This window comes from Allobosea sp. 67-29, assembly GCF_001898115.1.
Taxonomy (GTDB): domain Bacteria; phylum Pseudomonadota; class Alphaproteobacteria; order Rhizobiales; family Beijerinckiaceae; genus Allobosea.
This window is the reverse complement of the sequence record NZ_MKSQ01000026.1, coordinates 259,697-284,175: the sequence shown is the minus strand read 5'-3', so window position 1 is coordinate 284,175 and position 24,479 is coordinate 259,697. Positions and strand designations below refer to the sequence as shown.

The following is a 24,479-nucleotide window of genomic DNA, read 5'->3' as shown; positions in this document are numbered from 1 at the left end:
GAATGAGGGTCACGCCGTGTTGTCAAGCGCACAGATATCAGAAGTGCAAATGTCAGCGGCGGAATTGAAAGACGCTGCAAAGAAGATCAGGGATCTTCGTCAAGCCGCGACAGAGCATGCGATCGAGATAGGTCGGGAATTGCTCCGCGTCAAAGAGAAATTGCCGCACGGCATTTTCGTCAAATGGGTCGAGAAGGCATGCGACTTCAAGATAAGGACCGCTCAGGATCTGATGAAGCTTGCGCGGGAGGCGGACACTGACGCGCATGCCAAGCTTGCCGCCCTGATGGTTCCGTCGACGCTGCGGGTATTCCTGTCCAAGAAGACCTCTCCCACGGTTCGCGAAGCGATCCTGAAGCGCCTTGAGAACGGCGAGCGCGTCTCGCGCAACGACCTGTATTCCCAGGCGTCCTCGGAGAGAAGGGCAAGGGCGGGCTCGGACGTTCACCCGGTACGCGAGGGGTTTTCCTCCTCGTTCTTCGCGCCCGAGATTCAGGGAGCGGGCGCGGACCGGCGCGGCACACCTGGCGGGGATCGGTCGCGCGTCGTCGCTGAACTGCTCCTGCGCCGCCTCAGCCCGCATGAGTATGCGCAGATCATGGACGGTTTGAACTGGGAGATCTGGAACAGGGTGTTCGTCTGGATGAAGGCCGCGCGGGTCGTGGACTCGGAGAGGGTGGAGCTGGCGCTGTCCACGGGGGCGCCCGTTCCAACGCTCGAAGTCATATCCGCCAAGCTGCAGTAGGAGCGCGTTTCAGCGGCCGCGGCACACCATCTCCTGAAACCTGCCTTTCCGAAGGCGATGCTCGCGGCGGGCATTGAACGATCGGTGGCTCAAGATCGGAAGTCCAATGTCGGACCATGTTGATGATCGCCAATCATCCAAGACGTTCGGGCTCCTCTCGCTTCGTCGTCGCTGGAAGCTGATCGTCGCGTGCGTGCTGCTGTCAGCGCTTGCCGGCGGGCTCTTCCTGACCCTTAGAGGCGCGAGCTACACCGCTTCGACCCAGTTTCTGGTTTACGTCAAGGAAGTTCAGCCGGGCTCCGAGCTGGTCATATCGCTGGGGCGCGCCGATCTCACGCAGGTGGAGAACGAGATCGAGCTGATCCGCTCGCGCGGCATGCTGGCAAAGGTCGTCCAATCCCTCGACCTGGCGGCCGACCCGGAATTCGTCCCTGCGAGGCCCCTGTCCTGGATCGCCGCTCTATGGCCCTTCGGCGTGACGCCGACAACCGCCGTGGAAGAGCGGGGCCGCCAGGAAATCGCCATCGATGCGCTCGCGAAGCGCCTCTCGGTCAGGAGGATCGGGACGAGTCATACGATCCTGGTCGACGTCACTACCTCCGACCCGGAGAAATCCGCGCTCATCGCCAGGGACATCAGCCAGATCATGCTGCAGGCGCGCGTCAGCGCGGACCAGGAGGGCGACCGGTCGCCGTTGCTGCGGGAGCGGCTCCAGGGTCTGGGTCCCAGCGTCTATGTGATGACGCCGGCCCTGGTCCCGGGCAAGCCGAGCGGGCCGCGGAAGATCCTCGTCATTCTGGCTGCGGCCGCCGCGGGCTTCGTCATCGGATCGGGATTGGCTCTGCTGAAGGATCTCAGCGACAAGACGGTCCGGACGGCGGCGCAGGTGGAGCGCTTCGGCATTGAGTGCATCGGCGCGATTCCTTCGTCCACGCGCGGGGATGCAGCCGAGAACGGTGTTTCCTCGACACACTTGCTCACCCAGACGCTGCTTCGAATGACTGTCGCCGTAGAGGCCGCCAAGGCGCGTATCGTGGGAGTGGCTTCGCCGACGGCGGGCGAAGGCGCAGCGAACGTGGCGCGCCAGTTCGCGCAGGCAGCCGCCGGCAGCCAGAGGAAGGTCCTGCTGGTCGAAGCGCGTGGGCAGAGTGCGTCTGGATCCCGGCGCGAGAACACCGCCGAGGATTTCCGCCAAGGCAATGACGGCGCGCCGGACATCCTGACGGTGGCGTCCTGCGACGATGCTCCGGGCTTCGCGAACTGGTGGACGCGCTGCGAACAGCAATTTCTGGCGGTCTACGACCTCATCGTGGTCGGTCTGCCGCCGCTCGAGCAAGGCCCCGCATTTCGGACGGCCGCGCAGCATCTGGATGGAGTGCTGCTGGTAATGAAGTGGCGTGGGGTGGCGGAGCAGCGGATCGAGCGTGCGTTCTCGGTCGCCGGTGCCGCGCCGTCGGACTTCATCGGCGCCGTCCTGAACCAGGTCGACGGGCGGACGATCGGTCAGTTCGGAGACCTTCTCTGGAAGGCGGAGGCTTCGGTGGCGGAGCGACGGCGCCTGTTCGCGGGAACAATGCCGGCCGTGCCGGCTGTCGGATCAGCATGAAGCGTGAGGGTGCTACAATGAAGCGGAACCGTTCGTGGGTAAATCTTGTCGGCACAGTTTCCCTGCTTCTGTGCATGCTCGACGGCAATGCCGTGCGCGCGACGTCCGACTATGTCGTTCGGGCGGACGACAAGCTCAAGATCAAGATCTTCCAGTATCCGGAGCTCAGCGGCGAGTATAAGGTTCGTGCCAACGGTACGATTTCCATCGCGCCGATCGGAGACATCCCTGTCCACGGCCTCTCCACCAAGGAGATCGCCAACCAGATATCCGAGCGCTTCGTGCGTGCCGGCATCTCGGACAAGCCGGGCACATCCGTCGAGGTCCTCGAGACGCGGCCGGTCTATGTGCTGGGGGACGTCCAGAAGCCCGGCGAATATCAGTTCCGCCCGGGAATGACCGTCCTGCAGGTCGTCAGCCTGGCGGGCGGTTGGCTGCGCTTCAACGATCCCGGGCTGATGCGGCTCGATCGCGACAGCATCACCATCACCGGCGAGATGCGCAATCTCGTGCGGCGCTACTACGAGCTGACCGCACGCCGGGCGCGGCTGAACGCCGAGCTGGTGATGAAGACGGACGTCCAGTTCCCCGCCCAGCTGATCGCACGCTCGCAGAGCGATCCAGGACTCAGGCAGTTGATCGACGAGGAACGGTCCCTGCTGAACATCCATGTCGATGCGCTGAAGACGCAGATCGACAGCCTGGAGCAGAACCGCGACCTGTATGAGCGCGAGATCGAGGCGATCACCCGCCAGATCGAGGCCAACAAGGTCCAGGTCGCCAGCGTCGAGAAGGAGCTCGCGGAAGTCCGCGGACTCGTCAAGCGGGGCCTGACGACGATCAGCCGGCTGGCCAATCTGGAGCGGATGCAGGCGCAGCTCGAGATGAACGAGCAGGGCTTCCAGACCCTGATCCTGCGCTCGCGGCAGAACATCACGCTGGCCGACCAGAGGATCTTCGACCTCAAGAGCCAGCGGAATGCGACGCTGACCGCCGAGGTGCAGAAGGTCCGGATGGACATCGACGACATCAGCGTCAAGTTCGATACCAACCGCAGCCTTCTGGTCGAGGCCAAGGTGACGGTCCCGACCCTTGTGGGTGTCTCCGACGGCGCCATCGAGACCCGCAGCCTGGTCGTCGTGCGCATGCAGGACGGAAAGGCGTCGACGATCGACGCGACCGAGCACACCGAGCTGCTGCCCGGTGACGTGCTTCGTGTCCAGCGCAGCATTCTCCCCGGCTCGCTGGGCGTCGGTTCCCTCGAGCAGACCAGCCTGACCACGCAGACCAGCCTGACGCAGGCCGGGATCGCGGCACAGGCGGGGATGAAGCAGTAGTCGCCGGCCGGGCGCGTCCCTGCGCTGCGTCCGGCTTGTCTCGCTTGCGAGCGAGCGTCCGTTTCGTGTGGTGGATTTGAGTGGGGGAGATCGACAATGACCTTCCGAGACGTCAAACCGGGGGATGAGAGAGCCGGCGAGCTCTCCATCCAGCAGCAGATGCTGCAATTCGAGCCGCAATTGCGTGCCTACGCCATGTCTCTCAGCCGCAGTGCCGACCGGTCGGACGACCTCGTCCAGGAGACCCTTCTGCGGGCGATCAGCAAGATCCACACGTTCCGCCCAGGCACCAATCTCGGCGCCTGGCTGACGACGATCCTGCGCAACTGCTATCTGTCCGATCTGCGCAGGCGCCGGCATGAGGTAGAGGATGCGGACGGCTGCTATTCCGAGGCGCTGCGCGCGGCGCCGGAGCAGGAAGGCCAGCTCGAATACAAGGAATTCTGCTGGGCTCTCAGGGAAATCCCATTCGATCAGCGCGAGGCGCTGATGCTCGTGGGCGCGGCCGGAATGTCCTACGAGGACACCGCGATGCTTTGCCGGACGACGACCGGCACGATCAAGAGCCGGATCAACCGCGCCCGTGCGCGGCTCGCCGCGCTGCTCGCGATCGACAGCGTCAGCGAGATCGGCTTCGACAGCCGCACGCGCGCGGTCATGGTCAGCAGCCATAACCCGAATCCGCGACGCTAGTCGTTCGCGCCCCGCGCCTCGCCGGGCTTGGTCAAGGCGCGCGCTTCAGCTTTCACCTGGGCCAGCCGCTCCGAGCCTCCCGCGCCTTGCGCTGCGGAAGGCCCGGAGGGTTCGACGCTGCGTCGGTTCGGAGCGCCCCGAGTTCGCGAGCCGGCACGGGAAGCCGGCTACGCTTCTACCGTTCGCGCAGGCTGTCGTGCTGGTAGCGGGCGAGAGGGGAGAGCAGGTAGCTGATGATGCGCCGCCGGCCGGTCTTGATCTCGGCGGTCACCGCCATGCCCGGCGACAGGTTGACCTGCTTGTCCTCGATCGCAAGCTGGGTCCGATCCAGCGAGATACGGGCGGAATAGAGCAGCTCCCGGCCGCGCGGCTCGCTGCTTTCATTGCTCGCGCCCGCGGCCTTGTCGGCGCCGTCAGGAGCCTTGTCGCGCGCGATCGCATCCTGCGAGACGCTGAGGATGGTCCCGCGAAGCAGGCCGTAGCGGGTGAAATTGAAGGTGTCGATCTTGACCGCGGCTTCCTGGCCGGCGCTGACGAACCCGATATCGCGGTTTGAGACCATCGCTTCGATCTCCAGGCGGCCTTCCGCCGGAACGATGTACAGGAGGGTCTGCGCGGGCGTCACCACGCCGCCGACCGTGTGGACAGCGAGCTGCTGGACCATGCCGTCGACCGGCGCCGTCAGCCTCTGCAGGTTCTTGCGTTGCGCGGTCTTGACGATGTCGCGCTCGAGCCCAGCCGCTTTCTGCCGGGCCTTGCTCAGATCGTCGAACAGGCTGCGTTCGTATTCGGCGACGGTCTTCGCCCGCGTCTCCGTCAGCGCGGCGACAGCGGCGTTGGTCTCGCTGCCGCGCTTCTCCTGGACGAGGATGTCCTGCCGCTGGCCGACGAGGTCCTGCAATTCGGCGAGATAGGTGACCTTGGAGCCGAGCTCCTTCTGGTAGAGCTGCTCGCGGATCTCGACGCGCTGCTGGAGCGGCACGATGGTGGATTTCAGCTTGTCGACCGAGGCCTGGATCGTATCGCGTTCGGCGACCTTCTGCGCGAGCTGGCTATCGATTGTGGCGAGCTTCGCCTTCTGTTCGCTGCTCTGACTTGCCAGCATGCCGCGATAGACCTCGAGCAGGTCGGGCGGCGCATCCTTGGGCGGCACGAAGGCGGCGACGGGGTCGTCCTTGCCGGCGATCGCCGCCTGCAGGCGGGCGATGTCGAGGCGCGCGGCCATCAGGTCCCCCTGCAGATGCCCGAGCTCGGCATCGACGGCGGTGGTATCGAGATCGATAAGGACGTCTCCCGCCCGGACCTTCTGGCCGTCATGGACCTTGATCGCGCGGACAACGCCGGTTTCGAACGGCTGGATCATCTTCGTCCGGTCGCTGGGAACGATCTTGCCGGGAGCCACGGCCACGATGTCCACCGTGCCGATGCAGGCCCAGGCAAGGGCAGCGGCGAAGATCGAGATGATGCTGAGGCCGATGACCCGCCCCAGGGGCGAGGGCGGGGTCTCCACGATTTCAAGCGCGGCCGGCAGGAAGGCCAGCTCCAGCGCCCGCAGGCGCTTCTCATCGGTGGATCGGGTGATGACCGCCTGCTGCAGCGCCTGGGAGCGCGTCGCGAGGCCCGTCACCGCGGCGCGCGTATTCTGTGCGCTCCAGCGCGCCGTCGTCGACAGGGCTTGGCGGGCGCGTTCCGTCATGGCGTTGTCGAAACGGGGCATTAAGCCCAGCACCTTGCCGGGCTGTCCGAGGACGATGACGCGGCCATTCCATTCCGCCTCGAACTCCTCCCGCGTCATCAGCACCGGTCGCGGGCTGCTTGCCGACACGACGAGAACCTTCTCGTCGTTGGCTTTCCCCAGCAGCAGGAAACCGCCGTCGCGAAGTCCCGCAATGCAGGGAAGTTGCAATGTGGCGAGCTTATCCCAGCGCACCCGCTGGGCTCTGCCGGCGAAGCCGCAGGCTCGCGCGCCGCGCAGGATCTCGGCGATGCCGACAGGGCCTTCGCCGACATGCCGACGCAATTCCTCGACGGTGATCGTGGCGCCGCTAAGGCGCAGGAGTAGCTCCAGAGCGAAAAGCCCGGACTGGTTGTGTGTGAACGCTTGCATGACGCTTGACTGGCCGGGGCTTCCTCTCAGGAAACCAACGCGGCACATCTGTCCCCGATACAATGGAACGAACAATTATCCGACGGCGTCTCGACGCGGCTCGTGGCCGCGGCTCGGTGAATGATTCGATGGCTGATGCCCGGCGAGCGTAGGCAGGGTCCGGGCTTCGGAGCGAGCCATCGCCTGGCCCGCAGCCGATGCCATGCCTGCGACCTCCGGCAGGCCCGACTGGAGCCGGTGCAACGTGGCGTAGCGGCCGCCCCTGCGCATCAACTGCTCGTGCGTGCCGTCCTCGACGATGCGGCCGCTCTCGATGGTGACGATCCGATCCGCCATCCGCAACGTCGACAACCGGTGCGCAATGATGAGCACGGTGCGCGAGCGGGCGATCTGCGTCATGTTCTGCTGGATGATGTGCTCGCTCTCGTAGTCGAGCGCGCTCGTCGCCTCGTCGAAGATCAGGATGCGGGGATCAGTCGCCAGCGCGCGGGCGATGGCGATCCGCTGGCGCTGCCCGCCAGAGAGGCTGCCGCCGCGCTCTCCGACGATCGTGTCGTAGCCCTCGGGCAGCTTGAGGATGAAGTCGTGCGCGCCCGCGAGCTTGGCCGCCGCGATCACCTTGTCCGCAGGCAGGGCGGGGTCGGCTAGGGCGATGTTGTCGCGGATCGAGCGGTTGAACAGGATGTTGTCCTGCAGCACGACGCCGATCTGGCGCCGGAGCCAGGACGGGTCGATCTGGGCGACGTCGACGCCGTCGATCAGGACGCGGCCGTTCTCCGGTACGTAGAGCCGCTGGGCGAGCTTGGCGAGTGTGCTCTTGCCGGAGCCCGAAGGACCGACGATGCCGATCATCTGCCCTGCGGGAATCGACAGGTTGATGTTGTGCAGGATCTCGGGGCCGTCGATCCGGTAACGGAAGGTGACGTGCTCGAAGCTGATGTCGCCGCGGATCGAGGGCAGCGCCGTCCGGTTCGGGTTGTAGGACGGCTCCGGCGTGGTGTTGAGGATGTCCCCGAGCCGCGCGATCGACAGGCGGGTCTGATGGAACTCCTGCCAGATCTGCGCCAGCCGCAGGACCGGACCGCTGACGCGGCCAGCCAGCAGGTTGAACGCAACGAGCTCGCCGACCGAGAGACCGCCGGAGATCACGAGCTTGGCGCCGACATACAGGATGGCCGCGGTCACCAGCTTGCTGACGAGCTGCACGGCCTGGCTGGCGATGTTGCCCAGGTTCAGGACACGGAAACTGGCCGCGACATAGGCGGCGAGCTGCTCCTCCCAGCGCTGCTGCATCTGCGGCTCGATCGCCATGGCCTTCAGCGTCTCGACCGCCGTCACGCTCTCGACGAGAAAAGCCTGGTTCTCGGCGCCGCGGGCGAACTTGTCGTCGAGGTAGCGGCGAAAGAGCGGCGTTACCCCCGCCGAGATCCCGACATAGACGGGCAGCGAGGCCAGGACGATCCAGGTCAGCAACGGGGAGTAGAAGAACAGCGCCGCGACAAAGACGACCGTGAAGAAGAGATCGATGACGAGCGTCAGCCCCGAGCTGGTCAGGAAGTTGCGTATGTTCTCCAGTTCGCGAACGCGCGCGACGGAATCACCAACGCGCCGAGCCTGGAAATAGCCGATCGGCAGGGCCAGCAGGTGGCGGAACAGGCGCGCCCCGAGCTCGACGTCGATCCGGTTCGTCGTATGCGAGAACAGATAGGTCCGCAGGGCGCCCAGCACGACCTCGAACACGGCGATGGCCACGAGCCCGATGACCAGCACGTCCAGGGTGCTCATGCTGCGATGCACGAGCACCTTGTCGATGACGACCTGGAAGAACAGCGGCGAAACCAGCCCGAAGAGCTGGAGGAAGAAGGACGCGACTAGAACTTCGCCGAGAAGCCGGCGGTACTTGTGGATGGCGCCCATGAACCAGGTGATGTCGAACCGGCGGGCGAGATCGGTCAGCGTTGCCCGCTTGGTCATCAGAACGAGCCGGCCGTCCCAGGCCGCCTCGAATTCCTCGCGCGACATCATGCTCGGCCGCGGGGCATTGGGCGCCTGGACGAGGATTCGATCGTCGCCGCAGCGGCCGAGCACCAGGAAGCCGCCGTCGCGCAGCGCCGCGATCACCGGCAGCGGCGTGCCGGCCAGCCGTTCCCAGGTCGAAGTGATCGCCCTGGCCTTGAGCCCCAGGCCCTTGGCGCACCGCACCATCTCGGACACCCCGATCGGGCAGCCGGGAAACTGGTGCTGGATCTGCTCTGGAAGAACGCTGACGCCCTGGCTGCGCAGGATGAACAAAAGCGCGACCAGGCCATCGTCAGCGATGGGATGGGTATCGTTATCGGGATTTTCCAACCGTCACGGCCCCGGAATGATGATGTGGGAGACGGGCGCGTGGAGATACCCCCACGCGCACGGCTAGTTTGAACGTCGGACGCTCGAGGCTGTGCAGCGGCCGGGCGGCGCGATATGGCGCACCGCCGGACCGGCGCCGGCCTCAGGCCTGCGGCTTCGCGAGCGTCTGGGCAGGGTTGTTCCACCACCCCTGAGCCGACCCGGTCGAGGTCGATGCAGAGGTGGCGAAACTCGACGCCGCGTACTGATCGAGCAGTGCGAGCTTCGACATCGCCGACCCCTGCGAAGGCGCGGCCGTGCCGGCATCCTGGGAGCCCGGGAAGCCGACCGTCTTGCGGTTCCCGAACGACAGGTCGGTCCCCTGGCCGGAGAGCCAGTTGCTCGACGTCGCCGGCGAAGCGGCGGTGGCAGCCGCAGGCACCACCAGATCGGCCGCCGGAGACAGCAGCGTGGCGGTCAACTGGCTCGATGCCGTGGCGACGGCCGGCGTCGCCGTGGCGATGGTCAGCACGCCACCGGGCTGATGAGGCGCGCCGTCGAGGTTGACCGCGTTGCCCGTCCGGTCGGCGACACCCTGCAGGTTGTATCCGGAGATCTCGAGATCGGGCGCGTTGTCGCCTGCTCCCACCACATACTTGAACTGCAAGGTGTTGGTGCCGGCACCGCTGACATAGTTGGCGGTGCCGCCGCTGCTCAGGGACAGCGTCGGCGCGCCATTCACCGACATCGCCTCGTCGAAGTTGACGGAGAGCCAGACGGTGTCGCCCACACCGACCGTGCCGTGCCCGTTGCGGATGTTCGACCCGGATACCGCGACCCACTGGACCACGGGCGCGTCGGCGCTGACCACCGGCTGCTGCGACAGGGCCCCGCCGACGGCCAGCGTCCCACCCGGCTGGTGCGGCGCGCCGGCGACGTTGACGGCATTGCCTGCCTGATCCGTGACGCCGGTCAGCTTGTAACCAGACACCTCGAGATCGGAGGCGCTCTCGCCGGCCTTCACCACGTAGTCGAACTGCAGGGTGTTCGTCCCGGCTCCGCCGACATAGGTGGCGGTGCCCTTGCTGTTGAGCGACAGCGTCGGCGCTCCGTTGACCGTCATCACCTCGTTGAAGTTGACCGACAGGCGGACGGTGTCGCCGGCAGCGACGGTGCCACCGCCATTGGTGATGTTGTTCCCGCTCGTAGCGATCCACTGCACCTTCGGGGCGGTCGTGTCCCGCGAGGTGGTCCTGGTGTCGACCACGAGGGTGCCGGCCGGCTGGCGCGGGGCACCCGAGAGATTCAGGGCATTACCGGCCAGATCCTTCACCCCGGACAGGCCGAAGGAGCTGATCGCCAGGTCGGAGGTGTTCTGGCCCGCCGCAACCGTGTACTCGAACTGCAGGGTATCGGTGCCGGCGCCGCTGACGTATTTGGCGGTGCCCTTGTCGTTCAGCGACAGAGTCGGCGCGCCGCTGACGGCGACGGCCTCGCTGAACTTGAGCGTCAAGCTCACCGTATCGCCGGCATGGACCGTGCCGCTGCCGTTGGTCAGGCCGGTGCCGTTGGCCGCAACCCACTGCAAGGTCGGCTTGGTGGTATCCGTCGCCGGCGTCGTCGGCGTCGTGGGGGTGGTCGGCGTCGTCGGATCGGTCGTGGTCGGCGGATTGGTCGCGACCGGCGGGTTCGTGGCCGGCGGGTCCGTCACGGTGGTTCCGCCGGTGCTTCCCGAACCGGAGGAGGCCGTGCCGCCGCTGACGCCCTGGAGCAGGGGCGTGATGCTGCCCATGTCGTGCCACAGGGCGGTCATCGTCGCGTCGTCGAAGGCGTTGGCCTGCGCGCGAACATTGGTCGTGCCGCCGGCGACGTCGACGACATAGGCGCCGTATTGCTGCATGGCCTTGAACACCTGCTGGCCCAGCGGAGAAAGCCCGGCCGGCATTGGCGTACCCGGCGGAATTGCAAGCAGCTGGCCTTCCTTGACGATGCCCGAGCCGCTGCTGCCGTCACTGGAGATGGCCTGGCCGACCGCTCCGGACTGGACCAGCTTGGAATCGACGACGAGCTGCAGCGCGTGGTCGATCGAGCCGTCGTTGATCTCGTCCTTGACCAGGAGCCCGCCGAGCTGGCTCGCACCGACGGCGGTGATCCCGGCGCTCAGGAAGGGCGACTTGCTGCCCCAGCCGTCGCCGGTGACGATGTTTTCAGCGCCGAACGAAGCGGCCGAAGCCGTCGTCGTGCTCGTCCGGTTGAACTGCCAGAAGTTATAGGCGACGTCGCCGTCGATGACGATCAGCTCACCATCGGTTCCGGCCGCGCCGTTTGCCGCCGCGGGCATATGAACGCTGACGGTACCGCCAGGATAACCCCAACCCGGCGGGTACGTTACTTGAACGAGTGGATCGGAAGGCGATGCAACGTAAACGGAAGGAGAATAACTATCCCATGCAACGCTGTAGTTGTATCCAGTTGATGCAGGCCATCCAAGTTTTGTGAAGGTTGCATCGCTCGCTACTTGAGTATTCCAACTCGAAGACGCAGTAAATGGCCGAGTTTCGAGTGAGGTCATATGCCTGTGTTCCTTAGATTATACGAAAGGAAGGCAGAAGGCGAGATTGGTAGGCCAGGCAGGTATCAGTCGCCATTCCGCCGAGAACGCAGCGAATAGCCAGGCATGCTGCGCGACTTGCGGCCGGATGACGGGTCATCGCCATCTCAAACGGCGAATCGTAGGCCCATCCACAAACGAGGGTGGTGGGATATCGTGTTTGGATTGTGATGCCAAAGGAAATTTGTTAAGAAAAAAAATTAACCATATATTTCAAGTAATTACTTGGTATCGCTCTGTGGACATTCGGTGGATTCGCGCCAAAAGGCCGAGTCACGCTGGAACCTGCGGCGACAGAATTGCCCCGCTGACGGAGATCAGATGATGCCGGCCGACCCGCTCGGCCGGCGCGGTTCTCGCGGTTCTAAAGGGCGTGGAAAGTCGGCTTGTCGCACGCGCCGGGCTGATGGTGCCGGGGCGTGATCGGCCGGCGCGGTCGGCGGCCTCTAAGGCTTCTTGACGCGCTGGAGCAGCCGGGAAATCCGGCCGAGATCGACTTGCAGCGCCGCGATCGTCGCTTCGTCGTAGGCATTGGACTGGGCGCGCAGGTTGGTGACGCCGTCGGCGACGTCGATCACGAAGGCGCCGTAGCGTTGATAGGCGCGAAAGACCTTCTGCCCGAGCGGCGACAGCCCCCGCGGCATCCGAACGGCAGCGGGAACACCGAGGCGCTGACCCTCCCGGACCAGGCCATGCCGATTGCCGCCGTCGCTGCTGATCGCCGCGCCGGTGCGGCCCGGCTTGGCATAGGCCGCATCGACCGCGATCTGCAGGGCATGCTCGATCTCGCCCCGATCGGTCTCGGCCTGGACCAGCAGGCCGGCCAGCTGGCTCGCGCCGGCCGCAACGATGCCGGCCCCGAGAAACGGTGAGGCCCGGCCCCAGCCGTCACCCGTCAGGAGATTCGTTGCGGCATAGGATTGAGCCGTCGCCTTGACGGTACTTTGCCGCTTGAACTGCCAGAAATTGTGAACGATCTCGCCATCGATCACCAGGACCTCGCCGTCGGTTCCCGGCGCGCCGTCGACATCGGCAGAGAGGTGCAGCTGCAGCGTGCCGGCAGGATTGCCCCAGCTCGCGGGGTAGTCGACCGCGACGACCGGGTCCAAGGCCGAGGTGATATGGATAGCCGGGGAGTAGCTGCTCCAGGCGACGCCGAACAAGGCGCGCGATGGCCAGCGGATCCGTGCGAATCGGGCGTTCGAAGCGATCGGCGTGTTCCATGAGGAGGTCGCCGTGAAGGGCCGATCGCCGAGAACGAATGGCTTCACGCCCCTGCCGGGGACAATTGGCGTGGCATCGTCCGCCCGAGCGCCGGTGAAGTATCCGATCGCTGCCAGGGCCAGCAACCACACCGTCCCGCTAGCGCGGAGCGCCGGCCCCCTGCGCGACCGGCCCGTCGCAACGACGTGGAGCCGGCGACGCGTGCTGGCGCCATCCGCCCTCATCGTTCCGTGCGAACCCACTCGATCCGGCGATGGATGAAGAAGCGGATATAGGAGGGCAGCTTGAGCAGGCAGTAGGCCGGCCCTGCCGCCAGCTCGCGCCATGCGATCACATCCCGGGCGAAGCGCCACCACGCGGTCGCGATCGTTGCCGCGAAGATGGCGAGCAGCAACGCGGAGGCGAGGAGCGGGACTGTCGCCCCGGTGCCGACGAACCAGGCGAAGCCGAGGACGGCGATCAGCAGCAAGGCCATCGCCAGCAGCGTCAGCGGCGGCACGCACAGATCAAGCATGAAGGCGAGAAGGTGCGGGCTGCGCTGCGCGATCGCGCGCGCGGCCAGGGGAAAGCAGAATTCACCGATGATCGCGAGGTGGCCGTGCTCCCACCTCGTGCGCTGCTGGCGCTTGCCCGTTTCACCTTGCGGCAGCCGGCTGACGATCTCGGCATCAGGGCAGAACTGCGGCGCCTTGCCGGCCACGGCGAAATCGGCGCCGAGCTTCTGGTCCTCCGCGAGATGACCCGTCGCGAGGTCCAGCCTGTCCAGGAACGCATAGGGCAGGGCCATACCCGAACCCATCAACTGGCATGGCCAGCCGAGTCTGGCGGAGCCGAGAGGGCGCACGAAGGTCTTGATCGTCCAGGCCAGCCGCGAAACCTTGTCGGCCGCATTGGGGCAGGCCGGGGCCAGCATGGTGTAACGCGCCTGCGCAGGGCGGTTGCCCGCCAGGCAGCGCCCGGCCAGAAGGGCGAGCGAGCCCGGCATCGCGTCGCAATCGGCATCGATGACGATGACGACCTCCGGTGGATCCGAGGCAAGTGCCTTGATGCCGTGAGCCAGCGCATACCCCTTCCCGATGCGCGTGAGATCCTGCCGGATCGTGACCTCGGCGCCGGCCCGAGCGGCGACCCCCGCCGTGGCGTCCGAACAATTGTCGGCGACCACCAGCAGCCGCCCGGCCGGCCCCAGCTGCGGCATGATCGTCGAGATGCTGCGGGCGATGACCGCCTCCTCGTCATGGGCGGGCATGATCACCGCGAATCGTGGGCGGATCGTTTCAGGCGACGGGAGCGGCCTCCGGGGAAGAAGGCTTGCCGCAATCTGTACAGCCAGGAAGGCGACCGGGATCGCTGCGAGGAAACAGGCGCCGAGCAGCACAAGGGTGACCGCCGCAGTCATGGTCGTCACGTCGATCCGGGATTCGGCGCGGCGGAGGAGAGCCGCGTCGTGGCATCCGCCGCCATCGCCACCTGCAGCGCCGGCTCGCGCGGCCGCTTCCGCACGGGCGGGGCGCTCGCCGGTGTGGCTGCTGGCGCGGCCGGTTCATGCCGCGTGGTGCTGTCCAGCGACCGGGCGAGAACGTCGAGGATCTGTTCGGAGGCGTGGCCGTCGCCAAACGGGTTGCGGGCCTGCGCCATGGCGCGATAGGCAGCCGGGTTCGTCAGCAGTTCCCGGCATGCCGAGACGATGGCGGCCACCTCGGTGCCGACCAGGCGCGCGGTGCCGGCTTCGACGGCCTCCGGGCGCTCCGTGCTGTCGCGCAGCACGAGGACCGGCTTTCCGAGCGCCGGTGCCTCCTCCTGGACTCCGCCCGAATCGGACAGGATGATATGGGCGTCGTTCATCGCCAGCACGAAATCCTCGTAGCCGAGAGGCTCAACCAGCGAGACGCGGGGATGCGAGCCGAGCATCGGTTCGACGACCTGGCGCACGCGCGGGCTGAGATGGACGGGGCAGACGACCCGCAGCTCCGGGAAGCCCTTCAGCAAGATCAGGACGGCTTCGCAGATCCGCTGCATCGGCTCGCCATGATTCTCGCGGCGATGGGTGGTCAGGAGGAGGGTCGGGGCCTTCTCGCGAGACGGCTCCGGCGTGGCCTTGGCGAGCGTCAGCAGCAAGGCGTCGATCGCGGTGTTTCCGGTGACCCAGATCGTCCCAGCCGGCACGTTCTCCTTCAGCAGGTTTAACCTGGCGGTCTCGGTCGGCGCAAAATGAAAATCGGCGATGACGGTGGTCAGCCGACGGTAGACCTCCTCCGGGAAGGGGGCCTGCTTGTCATAGGTCCTGAGGCCGGCCTCGACATGCGCCACGGGGACGTTTTCGTAGAAGGCTGCCAGGGCGCCGACGAAACTCGTCGTGGTGTCGCCCTGCACGACGACCACATCGGGGTGTACGCTGGCGATCACCTGCTGCAGACCCTGAAGTACCGCGGTCGTCACATGGGTGAGGCCCTGATCCTTTCGCATGACGTTCAGGTCGGCGAGGATCGGCAGGTCGAAATAGGTCACCACCTGATCGAGCATTTCGCGATGCTGACTGGTCCGTACCGCCAGGACCTCGAAGCGGTCGGGATCGGCCTTCGCCTTCAGGATGAGCGGTGCGAGCTTGATCGCCTCGGGGCGCGTGCCCATCACGACGAGAATGCGTTTGCGGGAAGCCATTTCCACCTCGCTCAAGGCCGCGGGGCTGCGCGTCGGGCGCGCGAGACCTGGGCGATCGCGCTCCACGAGATCAGCCCGAGGAACTGCGAGTTCGTGACCAGGTAGCGCCTGAAAAGGCGACGCGGTTCCTGGGCGAGGCGATAAGCCCATTCGAGCCCGGCGCGCTGGACGAATGCGGGAGCCCGCTTTCGGCGGCCCGTGATCACGTCGAGGCTGCCGCCGACGCCAACGACGACCTGCGCCCCGAGATTGTCCCACTGCTCCTCGATGAAGTGCTCCTGCCGGGGCACGCCCATTGCGACGAACAGCAACCCGGCTCCGCTTTCGGCGACGGCCCGTGCCCGTGCCGGCGCCTGGTCCGGCCGGAAATAGCCGTCGGCATAGCCACGGACGTCGAGGCCGCGGTGGCGGGCCTGGAGAATGCCAACGGCCGAGCGGACGATGTCACTCTCGGCGCCGAGAAAATAGACTCCGATACCTTCCTGCACGGCGCGGGCGCAGAGTCTGTCGATCAGATCGATGCCCGCGACACGCTCAGGCAGGGGCTGCTGCCAGAGATGCGAGGCCCACACGAGCGGCTGGCCATCGGCCACCGTCCAGCGCGATGCATCGATGAAGCGCTGCAGCCGGGGGCTGGAGCGCATCATCATCAGGATCGCCACGTTGACGGTCGACAGGATGCCGCGTTCACCGGTGCGGACCGCCTGGATGAGCTCTTCTACGGTCTGATCCATGGAGAGTTTGTCGAACCGGCCGTTCAGGATCTGGACCCGGCCAGGCTGCGCCGCTTCAGCCGTATGGGGAAGTGCTGTGTCTGGTGGCATCAAAAATCCCTCGGGCAAGGAGACAGGAGGCGACGATGCCGGTCGAGACGCCGTGTTGCGGTGCGAGCCGCAGCCAGGTCACGTGCCGTTCTGAAAATTCAATGCCGAGGCGGTTGATTTGTTCGAGGGACGGAGCTTTCGAGCGTTGTCGTGGACCATGCCGTTGCGGCATGGATCAGTTGAAACGACGGAGACGCAAATTCGGTTAGCCGGGGGAGTGCCGAAATGCGCAACAGGTTGCGCATTTCATCGGGGAATATCTTCAGATCGAGGCTGCCGGACGCATCATAGATAGGTCGAGAAGAACTTGAGGCTGCCGAGAAGCATTAATCTGTCGTCACGATCGATCATTTCGCTCAACCGCGACAGCATTCGATGAGCCCATGTCGACCAATGCTATTTCCCCTCGCGAGCGACATCTTGCCACGGTCTCCCTGACGCGTGGAACACAGTTTTTCTGGACGGTCGTCGTGGCCACGACCGAGATGATCGTCATCGCGGCCTGCGCCTATGCAGCGTTTCTCGCTTACTCGGCCGTGGCTTACGGCGTGGTCTTCTTCCGGGCGGACTATGCGCTGGCATCGGTCGGGGTGGCGGCGCTGTACGTCGCCCTGTGCATTGCCGACAACCAGTATGACCTGCTGGGTCCGCAATGGAACGAGCACAGCTGTTCGCGCGGCGTCGCTGCGCTCGCCCTTTCCTTCGTCGCGCTTCTGACCTTCGCCTATCTCGCCAACAGCCTGCAGGGCTATTCCCGCGGGACGTTCCTCGCGCAATGGCTTTCGACCCTGCTGGCGCAGGTCGCCGTCAGGGCCGGCCTCTGGCAGGTCGTCGACCGCGTTCGCTGGCAGGAGCAATGGCATCGCGAGAGCATGGTCGTGCTCGTCATGCCCGGCGCGCGTGGCGTCGGGCATGTCCGAGCCCGGCTGGCGGCGCGCTACGAGCATATCCTGCGGTGGTACGATTTCCCGTCCGTGTCCGAGGACGACGCGGAAGGCGCAGCCCTCGAGCAGCAGCTTTTGGCCATCCGGCAGGAGTGCCGAGCGCTCCCGATCGATGCCGTGCTGATCCTGTTCGGCTCCGACAACATGCAGGTGGTCTCGCATGCCGTCGAGACATTGTCGGAACTTCCGGTCCGCATCCAGCTCCTGCCGATCGAACTGGCCGAACTCATGCGCCGCAGCCGCATCGGTACCTACGGCCATTTGCGGGTGCTCGAGCTGTTCTGCGGGCCGTGTTCGCTGCGGGACCGCTTCCTCAAGCGGGCCTTCGACGTCGCGGGCGCCTCGGTGCTGCTGATGACGCTCTGGCCGCTGTTCGTCGTGGTCGCGGCGTTGATCCGGCTCGAGTCGCGCGGGCCGGCGCTGTTCCGCCAGACGCGCCTCGGCTTCAACAACCAGCCGATCCAGGTGCTGAAATTCCGCAGCATGCACTGCATGGATGATGCGCGCACCGGGTTTCGCCAGGCCGTCCGCGACGATCCGCGCGTGACGCGCGTGGGCCGGGTCCTGCGGCGGACGAACATCGACGAACTGCCGCAGCTCTTGAACGTGCTGCGCGGGGAGATGTCGCTGGTCGGGCCGCGGCCGCACGCGCTGGCCCACAACCAGATGTTTGCCGACCAGATCCGCAGGATGTTCCGGCGTCACAACGTCAAGCCCGGCATGACCGGCTGGGCGCAGGTGAATGGCCTGCGCGGGGAAACCGATACCTTCGAGAAGATGCAGCAGCGCATCGAGCACGACCTCTACTATGTCGACAACTGGTCGTTCTTCTTCGACCTGAAGATCCTGGTCAGGACCGCTTTCTCGAAGCGCGCGCGCATCAACGCCTATTGACCGGAAAGGTAGTCCGATGCGTGTCTGCTACTTCGCCTCCGAATATCCTGCCGTCTCGCACACCTTCATCCGGCGCGAGATCGTCGAACTCGAGCGGAACGGGATTTCGGTCCTGCGCGTCTCGCTGCGGGGGCGGGACCGGCAACTGGTCGATCCCGACGATATCGCCGAGCAGGCCCGCACGCGCTACCTGCTCGAGGGCGGCAAGGCGAAGTTCGCCGTCGCCCTCGGGCGCGCCCTGATGCGGAGCCCACGGAAGCTGGCGAGCGCGACGCTGGCCGCCATCGGGATGATGCGGCGATCGAGCCGCCCGCCGCTGCTTCACCTCGCCTATCTCGCGGAAGCGCTCGTCCTGGCGGGCTGGGTCGGCGACGAAGGCGTCGAGCATATCCACGCGCATTTCGGGACGAACGGCGCCGAGGTCGCGATGCTGACCCACCTTCTGACCGGCGTGCCCTACAGTTTCACGGTGCACGGGCCCGACGAGTTCGACCGGCCCGAATATCTTGGCCTGCCCACCAAAGTGAGGCTCGCCGCCTTCGTCTGCGTGATCAGCTCGTTCACAGGTAGCCAGCTTTGCCGCTGGATACCTTCCGGGGACTGGCCGAAGATCAAGCTCGTGCGCTGCGGCCTGGATGCCGACTTCCTCAGCGCCGCGCCTTCGAAGATCATTCCGAAGGCCCGGCTCGTGACGGTGGGCCGCCTCAGCGAGCAAAAGGGCCAGCTGATCCTGCTTCGTGCTCTCGGGACGCTGGCGGGGCAGGGCGTGCCGTTCAAGCTCACGGTTGCCGGCGACGGCCCGATGCGGCCCCAGCTCGAACGGGCCATCCGCGAGCTCGGCCTCGAGCAGCATGTCGAACTGGCAGGCTGGATGAGCAATGCGGAGGTGCGCGCCGCCATCCGCGAGGCAAGGGCACTGGTCCTGCCGAGCTTCGCCGAGGGGCTGCCGGTCGTCCTGATGGAAGCACTCGCCCTCGGTCGTCCCGTCATCACGACCTATGTCGCTGGCATTCCGGAGCTGGTCGCGGAGCGCGATTGCGGCTGGCTCGTTCCGGCCGGGGATGTCGACCGGCTGGCGAGCGCGATCAAGCAATGCCTGCAGGCGCCGGATTCCGTGATCTGGGCCATGGGCGCGACGGGGCGAGACCATGTCCTGGAACGGCACGACATCGCCCGCGAGTGCCGGAAGCTGGCGAGCCTGTTCGCGGCGAGCTCGCGTCAGATGCAGGCCACGATCGAGCCCGATGCGGAGCTGGCTGAGCCGGTCGCCGCCTATGATGCAGCCTTCGCCGGAGGACGGGCGATGCGGCTGGGCGAGGTCGTCACGCTGCGGTCCGGGCATTCCGGCTGGGTCAAGCACTGACGATGCGGGGGCTGGCGGCGATACGGGCGAGGGGCCGCGCATGATCGATGTTTCCGTCGTGGTGCCGACGCACAACCGCAGGCGGATCCTGCCGCAGGCGGTCAATGCGATCCTGCGCCAACAGGGTGTGGCGATCGAGCTCGTGGTGGTCGATGACGGCTCGAGCGACGGTACCGAAGCCTGGCTCGCCGGCCTTGCCGCGACTGACACGCGGGTCAAGGTGGTCCGTCACGCCGAACCCCGCTTCATCTCGGCGGCGCGGAATGCGGGCATCGCCCATGCGGGTGGGCGCTGGATCGCATTCTGCGACGATGACGATCTCTGGGCGCCTGACAAGTTGAGGCTTCAGCTCGCCGCGATGCGCGCCGGCTCGGAAAGATGGTCCTGCACGGGCGTTGCCGTCGTCGACGAGGATCTGGGGATCATCGGCCATCACCATGTCGAAGGCGGGGACGTGCTGGCGCGCCTGCTGCAAAGCAATCGGATTCCGACGGGGTCCAGCGTCATCGCCGAACGCGGCGTGCTGAGGGATGTCGGCGGGTTCGATCCGGGGCTGCGCGGCTCGGAGGATTGGGACCTCTGGATCAGGCTGGCGCTGCATTCGCCGCTGGCCGCGGTCGACCGGCCATTGATCGCCTATCGGCTGGGCCGGCAGTCGCTGTCGATGAACGTCCATCCGATGCGGGCCGGTAGGCTGACCATCGCCGAGCGCTATGCGGCTCTTGCGGCCGCTCATGGCGTTACATCCGACGAGGCGGGGCACGAGCGCTATCTCGCGAGGCAATTGCTGCGAGCGGGCGCGCGCCTGCCGGCCGCGGCCATCTTTGCCGGGCTGGCCTTCAGGCACGGCCGCTGGCGCGAGCTGCCGCGCGCAGCCGGCGCGCTCGCCGCGCCGCGCCTGCTGGACCGGCTGGGCCAGTCCCGGGCGGCCGGGGCGGTTCCGCTGCAATGGCGCCAGGAGGTCGAGCCCTGGCTGCAACCGATCCGCGAGGCGAATGGTGCGGGCAGGCCTCTTCGCGAGGCCCGGATCACGGCAAGGGAGCTTGGAGCATGAGGTTCGCGTCGGACGCGATCGATACCCTCTCCGGCGACATGGCGCGGTCGGCCCCTGATCGCGGCCGGGCGAGCTGCTCGGTTCGCGCCGCCAATGTTGAGGCGATCTGGCGCGTGCTGCGCGGCATCGTCTTCGCCGTCCTGCTGGTCCGGGCTTCGGCGGATCCGGTCTTCAATGCGCTGGGAGGCGATTCCGGCGGAGGGATGGGGGTCGGCGCCCTCTTCAACGTGCTCGCGATAGCGGTGGCCGGCTTCTTCCTCCTGCAGGCGCCGCTGAAGGCGCCATTCCCTGTCCTCGCGATCTGGGGCCGTTCCTGCTGATGGCCTTCAGCTCGACGCTCTACGCCCCGGACTTCAAGGCGGCGGCGCGGCTCGCCTTCGTCATGCTGTCCTACTGGGCCTTCTTCGCGATGCCGTTCTTCATCCTGCGCTCGACACGCGACGTCTCCCGCCTCGTCCTGCTGGTGATCGCGTCGTCGATCCCGCCGTCGCTCTATGCCTTCGTCGACATCGCGCGCGGGATTTCCGACCTGGAGGAGTTCCGGCTGCAGAGCACCTTCTCCCATCCGAACATCTACGCCTTCTATCTGGTGCTGGTGCTGGGCCTGGCCCTCTACGTCAGGGCGTCGGACATCGTTCGGGCTTCGCCGCGGCTGCGCCTGCTGGTCACGCTATACATTCCTCTGCTGGTCGCATTCCTGCTGCTCACCAAGACGCGCAGCGCCTGGGGCGCATGCGGGGTGATGTTTCTGGTCTATGCGTTTGGGATCGACCGCCGCTTTCTCGCCGGCCTGCTGCTCGTCCCGCTGCTCTTCGTCGCGAATCCGAGCCTGCTGGACCGGTTGACCGACATCACGGCGGCGACGGAGGTCGACAGCTTCTCGCAGCTCAACGACACCACACGGCTGAATTCCTATGTCTGGCGGCAGGCTTTGTGGGAATCAGCGATTCCGCAAGTGCTGGAGCGACCGCTCCTCGGCCACGGCCTGGAGTCGTTCAAGCCCTCGACACCGCATTTCTTTGCGCTGGTCGGCCCGCAAGGCATCGACGGTCACAACTTCTATCTGCAGATGAGCTTTGAGTTGGGGCTTCCGGGCGCGCTCGCGCTGGTCTGGCTGCTCGGCTCTGTCGCCTGGCGGCTGCTGCGGGGATGGCGCCGCGATCCTCCCGGCATCCTGATCATCTCCTGCCTGCTGCTGGCCTATGTGCTCGAGTCCTATTCGGACAACATGCATTTCTACCTGTCCTTCAACTGGTACTTCTGGTTCGTGATGGGGACGATCTGCGCCTGGCTGGAGCGGGAGCGCATGGCGGCTCCCCAGGGTGCGCGAAGACGCGCCTGACGCCAGTCCGCCCACCACCGACGCGAGGGCGCCGATATCCCTGCCGGCACGGCGGGTTGTCGCTTATCCGGAGACCCCCGGAGGCGATCGAGACAAGCGCGAGCTCGGGCGCAGGAACGGCGGCAGATCACCCTGCGTTTGCTCTGTGAAGGCCACTGCAGGCGCCAGCCGCCGGGTGGGGGCGGGCGCCAGTGATCTGGTCTCAACCCGACAGGGCCGCTCCGGCGGCCCGGCGTCCCCTTTGAGCAAGTCTGTCGAGCCGAACCGGATGCCCGGCGACGGGGTCCCCTTTGATTGAAGTGCATGATGGACACGAGAAGCCGCCCGCAGATCATTCCCGGCACGGACACGTTCGAGAGCCGCATCGAAGTGCGGCCACGTCCCTCCTTCGGCCTGGGAAGCCTTCGCAACCGCAAGCGGCTGCTAGCGATCGGAGCCCTGGCAGGCTTGGCGCTCGCCGCGCTCTACACGCAGTTGCGGCCTGCGACCTACACGGCCTCGAGCCAGCTGTTGATCTATATCCGGCAGGTCCTGACGGGACCGGATCAGGCGATTCTGCCCGGCCGGGCCGATCTTCCGATGGTCCAGAACCAGATCGAGCTGCTTCGATCGGGAAATGTTCTGGGCAAGGTCGTTGAGGCGCTGAAGCTTGCACGCGATTCCGAATTCGCGGGGGCCGCGCCGCCCCCTGCCGTGGCCGGGGAGAGCGGAGCCGCACAGGGTGCCGTGAACAGCCCCGCCTTTCGCGCCGCCCTGGAAAGCTTGCGCAGCAGGCTCGGCGTCCGCCAGGTCGGAACCAGCCATATGGTCACCGTGAGCTTCGCGGGCGTCGATCCGCAAAAGGCGGCGCGCATCGTCAACACGGTGGTGCAGACCTATCTCCAGGAGCGCGCCCGGGCTTCCGATGCCGCGTCCTCCAAGGCGCCGACGCTGCGCGAGATCTATCAGAGCCTTGGACCCAGCGCCCAGGTCATCTCGGAGGCTGAACCGCCGGTGAGGAAGGATGGCCTTCCGGCTGCGCTCGTTCTCGTCGCTGCAGCCCTCTCCGGGCTGGCTGCGGCCGCCGCACTCGCTCTTCTGCTCGATGCCATCGACGACACGGTCCGCAGCGAGCGGCAGATGGAATACGTCCTGGGTCTGGAGTGCCTCGGCACGGTGCCGCGCTTCCGCGGGGTCAGTGCCTGGCAGGAGGACGCTTCGGCCCGTCGCCTGATCGCATCGGGGCGGCCGGTGCTGCGGCGCATGGCCGCCATGATGCAGGACGTCGCTCCCGGCGGCTTCCAGGCGGTCGGCGTCACGTCCACCATGCCCGGAGAGGGCGCGACGACACTCGCCATCAGCCTGGCGCAGACCGTGGCGGCCGCCGGAAAGCGCGTGCTGCTCGTCGACGCGGTGCCGGAAAACCCGGCCCTCTCGCGCTGGGTCGCGAGCCTGTCGCAGAATCCGCCGGTCGCGGGACGGCATCCGCCGGCAGACGTGCTCGACGGTATCGCGAGCATCCAGCCCGGACTGGACGTTCTCCCCCTGGCCGAGCGCCTGGGCAGCGGCGACCGGCTGATGCCGCGGCGGCTTCTGCAGGACGTCCTCGGCGCCGCGGAAGTCTCCTACGACGCCGTCATCGTCGACATGCCGTCACTGGTCGCCGGCCCGCAGGTGCGAGCCGCCGCGGACGCGCTGGATGGCTTCGTGCTGGTGACGAAATGGGGCGAGACCCGGTCGGAACTCGTCCGGCAGGCCTTCCAGTCGGCGGGCCAGGCCCGGTTCAAGGTAGTCGGGACGATCCTCAACATGGCCGATGAAGCGACCATGAAACGTTATCGCGACGACGGCGCGGCGGAGCCGAAGGCTCTGGCGGCATTCTGAGACAGGCCGCCTCGCCTGCAGGCGGCGATTTGCAGAGGGAGAGCATCATGAAGGTCGTACTCTTTTGCGGCGGCATGGGCATGCGGCTGCGGGGCTATGTCGACGACGTCCCGAAACCGATGGTGCAGATCGGCTCGCGTCCGATCCTCTGGCATCTGATGAAGTACTACGCCCATTTCGGCCACAAGGACTTCATCCTGTGCCTCGGCCACAAGGGCGGCGCGATCAAGGACTATTTCCTGAAGTATGACGAGTCGATCTCGAACGACTTCGTCTGGTCTCGCGGCGGGCGCAAGATCGACTTCATCAACCGGGACAGCGACGACTGGACGATCACCTTCGTCGAGACCGGCCTGCATGCGACGATCGGCGAGCGCCTGAAGGCCGTCGAGCCCTATCTGCAGGGCGAGGAGTACTTCCTCGCGAACTACGGCGACGGCCTCAGCGACCTGCACCTGCCGACCATGATCGGCGAGCTGGAGCGGAGCGACGCAGTCGGCTCGCTGCTGCTGGTGCAGCCCACGGCGAGCTTCGACATGGTCAGGACGACATCGGACGGCAAGGTCGCCGAGGTCGCGGCGCTGAGCCATTCGGACATCTGGATCAACGGCGGCTTCTTCGTCTTCCGCCACACGATCTTCGACTACATCAACCCCGGCGACGAGCTGGTGCGGGAACCGTTTGCCCGGCTGATCGAGCGCCAGGCGCTGCTGGCGCACAAGTGCACCGGCTTCTGGCAGTGCATGGACACGTTCAAGGACAAGCAGCGGCTGGAAGAACTCAACGACACCAACCCGCCCTGGAAGGTGTGGAAGGACTGCGCCAGCGTGTCGTATCCGGCGATGGCAAAAGCCGCCTCGGCGATGACGCAGGTGGCCTGACC

The 24,479-nt window shown here is 66.4% G+C and carries 18 protein-coding genes; 11 read left to right on the top strand and 7 right to left on the bottom strand.

From position 1 onward, the window contains the following. Nucleotides 1-49: 49 nt before the first annotated feature. From BGO20_RS20415 to BGO20_RS20400, 4 genes are all read left to right on the top strand, one after another. A complete protein-coding gene (locus BGO20_RS20415) occupies nucleotides 50-745 on the top strand; it encodes a DUF3102 domain-containing protein (RefSeq protein ID WP_291659305.1) in 696 nt (231 codons plus the stop codon). 106 nt (nucleotides 746-851) lie between these two features. After that, entirely contained in the window at nucleotides 852-2,351 is a 1,500-nt protein-coding gene (locus tag BGO20_RS20410) for a Wzz/FepE/Etk N-terminal domain-containing protein (RefSeq protein ID WP_291659304.1), read from the top strand. Between the two features lie 74 nt (nucleotides 2,352-2,425). After that, nucleotides 2,426-3,688 carry a polysaccharide biosynthesis/export family protein gene (locus BGO20_RS20405; RefSeq protein ID WP_291659303.1) on the top strand — a complete coding sequence of 421 codons (1,263 nt, stop codon included), beginning with the start codon at nucleotides 2,426-2,428 and terminating at the stop codon, nucleotides 3,686-3,688. Between the two features lie 96 nt (nucleotides 3,689-3,784). Further along, a complete protein-coding gene (locus BGO20_RS20400; protein ID WP_291659302.1) occupies nucleotides 3,785-4,381 on the top strand; it encodes a sigma-70 family RNA polymerase sigma factor in 597 nt (198 codons plus the stop codon). A gap of 175 nt (nucleotides 4,382-4,556) precedes the next feature. Here BGO20_RS20400 and BGO20_RS20395 read toward each other — a convergent pair whose 3' ends face one another. From BGO20_RS20395 to BGO20_RS20360, 7 genes are all read right to left on the bottom strand, one after another. Continuing rightward, a complete protein-coding gene (locus BGO20_RS20395; RefSeq protein ID WP_362890600.1) occupies nucleotides 4,557-6,488 on the bottom strand; it encodes an HlyD family type I secretion periplasmic adaptor subunit in 1,932 nt (643 codons plus the stop codon). A gap of 75 nt (nucleotides 6,489-6,563) precedes the next feature. Continuing rightward, nucleotides 6,564-8,837, bottom strand: a complete 2,274-nt coding sequence (locus BGO20_RS20385) for a type I secretion system permease/ATPase (RefSeq protein ID WP_291659301.1) — start codon at nucleotides 8,835-8,837, stop codon at nucleotides 6,564-6,566. Nucleotides 8,838-8,979: 142 nt separating this feature from the next. Continuing rightward, nucleotides 8,980-11,157 (bottom strand): hypothetical protein, encoded by a 2,178-nt coding sequence (locus tag BGO20_RS20380; protein ID WP_291659300.1) that lies wholly within the window; start codon nucleotides 11,155-11,157, stop codon nucleotides 8,980-8,982. Between the two features lie 716 nt (nucleotides 11,158-11,873). Then, entirely contained in the window at nucleotides 11,874-12,698 is an 825-nt protein-coding gene (locus BGO20_RS20375) for a hypothetical protein (protein ID WP_291659299.1), read from the bottom strand. A gap of 173 nt (nucleotides 12,699-12,871) precedes the next feature. Continuing rightward, entirely contained in the window at nucleotides 12,872-14,050 is a 1,179-nt protein-coding gene (locus tag BGO20_RS20370; protein WP_291659930.1) for a glycosyltransferase family 2 protein, read from the bottom strand. Between the two features lie 5 nt (nucleotides 14,051-14,055). After that, the gene (gene wecB / locus BGO20_RS20365) at nucleotides 14,056-15,312 is read right to left on the bottom strand and encodes a non-hydrolyzing UDP-N-acetylglucosamine 2-epimerase (protein ID WP_291659298.1); all 1,257 of its coding nucleotides are present in this window, start codon (nucleotides 15,310-15,312) and stop codon (nucleotides 14,056-14,058) included. Nucleotides 15,313-15,323: 11 nt separating this feature from the next. Continuing rightward, entirely contained in the window at nucleotides 15,324-16,046 is a 723-nt protein-coding gene (locus BGO20_RS20360) for a WecB/TagA/CpsF family glycosyltransferase (RefSeq protein WP_291659297.1), read from the bottom strand. A gap of 560 nt (nucleotides 16,047-16,606) precedes the next feature. Between BGO20_RS20360 and BGO20_RS20355 the strand changes: the two genes are divergently transcribed. The 7 genes from BGO20_RS20355 to BGO20_RS20325 all read left to right on the top strand — a co-directional run bounded on the left by BGO20_RS20355 (nucleotide 16,607) and on the right by BGO20_RS20325 (nucleotide 24,477). After that, nucleotides 16,607-17,974 carry an exopolysaccharide biosynthesis polyprenyl glycosylphosphotransferase gene (locus tag BGO20_RS20355; RefSeq protein WP_291659296.1) on the top strand — a complete coding sequence of 456 codons (1,368 nt, stop codon included), beginning with the start codon at nucleotides 16,607-16,609 and terminating at the stop codon, nucleotides 17,972-17,974. 16 nt (nucleotides 17,975-17,990) lie between these two features. Then, nucleotides 17,991-19,337: a glycosyltransferase family 4 protein gene (locus BGO20_RS20350; RefSeq protein WP_291659295.1), complete on the top strand. Its 1,347-nt coding sequence runs from the start codon at nucleotides 17,991-17,993 to the stop codon at nucleotides 19,335-19,337. A gap of 40 nt (nucleotides 19,338-19,377) precedes the next feature. Then, entirely contained in the window at nucleotides 19,378-20,391 is a 1,014-nt protein-coding gene (locus BGO20_RS20345; protein WP_291659294.1) for a glycosyltransferase family 2 protein, read from the top strand. Beyond that, the gene (locus BGO20_RS20340; RefSeq protein WP_291659293.1) at nucleotides 20,388-20,711 is read left to right on the top strand and encodes a hypothetical protein; all 324 of its coding nucleotides are present in this window, start codon (nucleotides 20,388-20,390) and stop codon (nucleotides 20,709-20,711) included. Before BGO20_RS20345 ends, BGO20_RS20340 begins: the two co-directional genes overlap by 4 nt. Beyond that, nucleotides 20,711-21,733, top strand: coding sequence for an O-antigen ligase family protein (locus BGO20_RS20335; RefSeq protein WP_291659292.1), 1,023 nt, complete (start codon nucleotides 20,711-20,713; stop codon nucleotides 21,731-21,733). Before BGO20_RS20340 ends, BGO20_RS20335 begins: the two co-directional genes overlap by 1 nt. A gap of 303 nt (nucleotides 21,734-22,036) precedes the next feature. Beyond that, nucleotides 22,037-23,596 (top strand): tyrosine-protein kinase family protein, encoded by a 1,560-nt coding sequence (locus BGO20_RS20330; protein WP_291659291.1) that lies wholly within the window; start codon nucleotides 22,037-22,039, stop codon nucleotides 23,594-23,596. Between the two features lie 47 nt (nucleotides 23,597-23,643). Next, the gene (locus BGO20_RS20325) at nucleotides 23,644-24,477 is read left to right on the top strand and encodes a glycosyltransferase family protein (RefSeq protein WP_291659290.1); all 834 of its coding nucleotides are present in this window, start codon (nucleotides 23,644-23,646) and stop codon (nucleotides 24,475-24,477) included. The last annotated feature ends 2 nt before the right edge of the window (nucleotides 24,478-24,479 follow it).

Coding starts and splice junctions, on each gene's coding strand:
- BGO20_RS20415 (WP_291659305.1), top strand. CDS start 50: ATGTCAGCGGCGGAATTGAAAGACGCTGCAAAGAAGATCAGGGATCTT.
- BGO20_RS20410 (WP_291659304.1), top strand. CDS start 852: ATGTCGGACCATGTTGATGATCGCCAATCATCCAAGACGTTCGGGCTC.
- BGO20_RS20405 (WP_291659303.1), top strand. CDS start 2,426: ATGCTCGACGGCAATGCCGTGCGCGCGACGTCCGACTATGTCGTTCGG.
- BGO20_RS20400 (WP_291659302.1), top strand. CDS start 3,785: ATGACCTTCCGAGACGTCAAACCGGGGGATGAGAGAGCCGGCGAGCTC.
- BGO20_RS20395 (WP_362890600.1), bottom strand. CDS start 6,488: ATGCAAGCGTTCACACACAACCAGTCCGGGCTTTTCGCTCTGGAGCTA.
- BGO20_RS20380 (WP_291659300.1), bottom strand. CDS start 11,157: ATGCCCGCGGCGGCAAACGGCGCGGCCGGAACCGATGGTGAGCTGATC.
- BGO20_RS20370 (WP_291659930.1), bottom strand. CDS start 14,050: ATGACTGCGGCGGTCACCCTTGTGCTGCTCGGCGCCTGTTTCCTCGCA.
- wecB (WP_291659298.1), bottom strand. CDS start 15,312: ATGGCTTCCCGCAAACGCATTCTCGTCGTGATGGGCACGCGCCCCGAG.
- BGO20_RS20360 (WP_291659297.1), bottom strand. CDS start 16,046: ATGGATCAGACCGTAGAAGAGCTCATCCAGGCGGTCCGCACCGGTGAA.
- BGO20_RS20350 (WP_291659295.1), top strand. CDS start 17,991: ATGCGTGTCTGCTACTTCGCCTCCGAATATCCTGCCGTCTCGCACACC.
- BGO20_RS20345 (WP_291659294.1), top strand. CDS start 19,378: ATGATCGATGTTTCCGTCGTGGTGCCGACGCACAACCGCAGGCGGATC.
- BGO20_RS20340 (WP_291659293.1), top strand. CDS start 20,388: ATGAGGTTCGCGTCGGACGCGATCGATACCCTCTCCGGCGACATGGCG.
- BGO20_RS20335 (WP_291659292.1), top strand. CDS start 20,711: ATGGCCTTCAGCTCGACGCTCTACGCCCCGGACTTCAAGGCGGCGGCG.
- BGO20_RS20330 (WP_291659291.1), top strand. CDS start 22,037: ATGATGGACACGAGAAGCCGCCCGCAGATCATTCCCGGCACGGACACG.
- BGO20_RS20325 (WP_291659290.1), top strand. CDS start 23,644: ATGAAGGTCGTACTCTTTTGCGGCGGCATGGGCATGCGGCTGCGGGGC.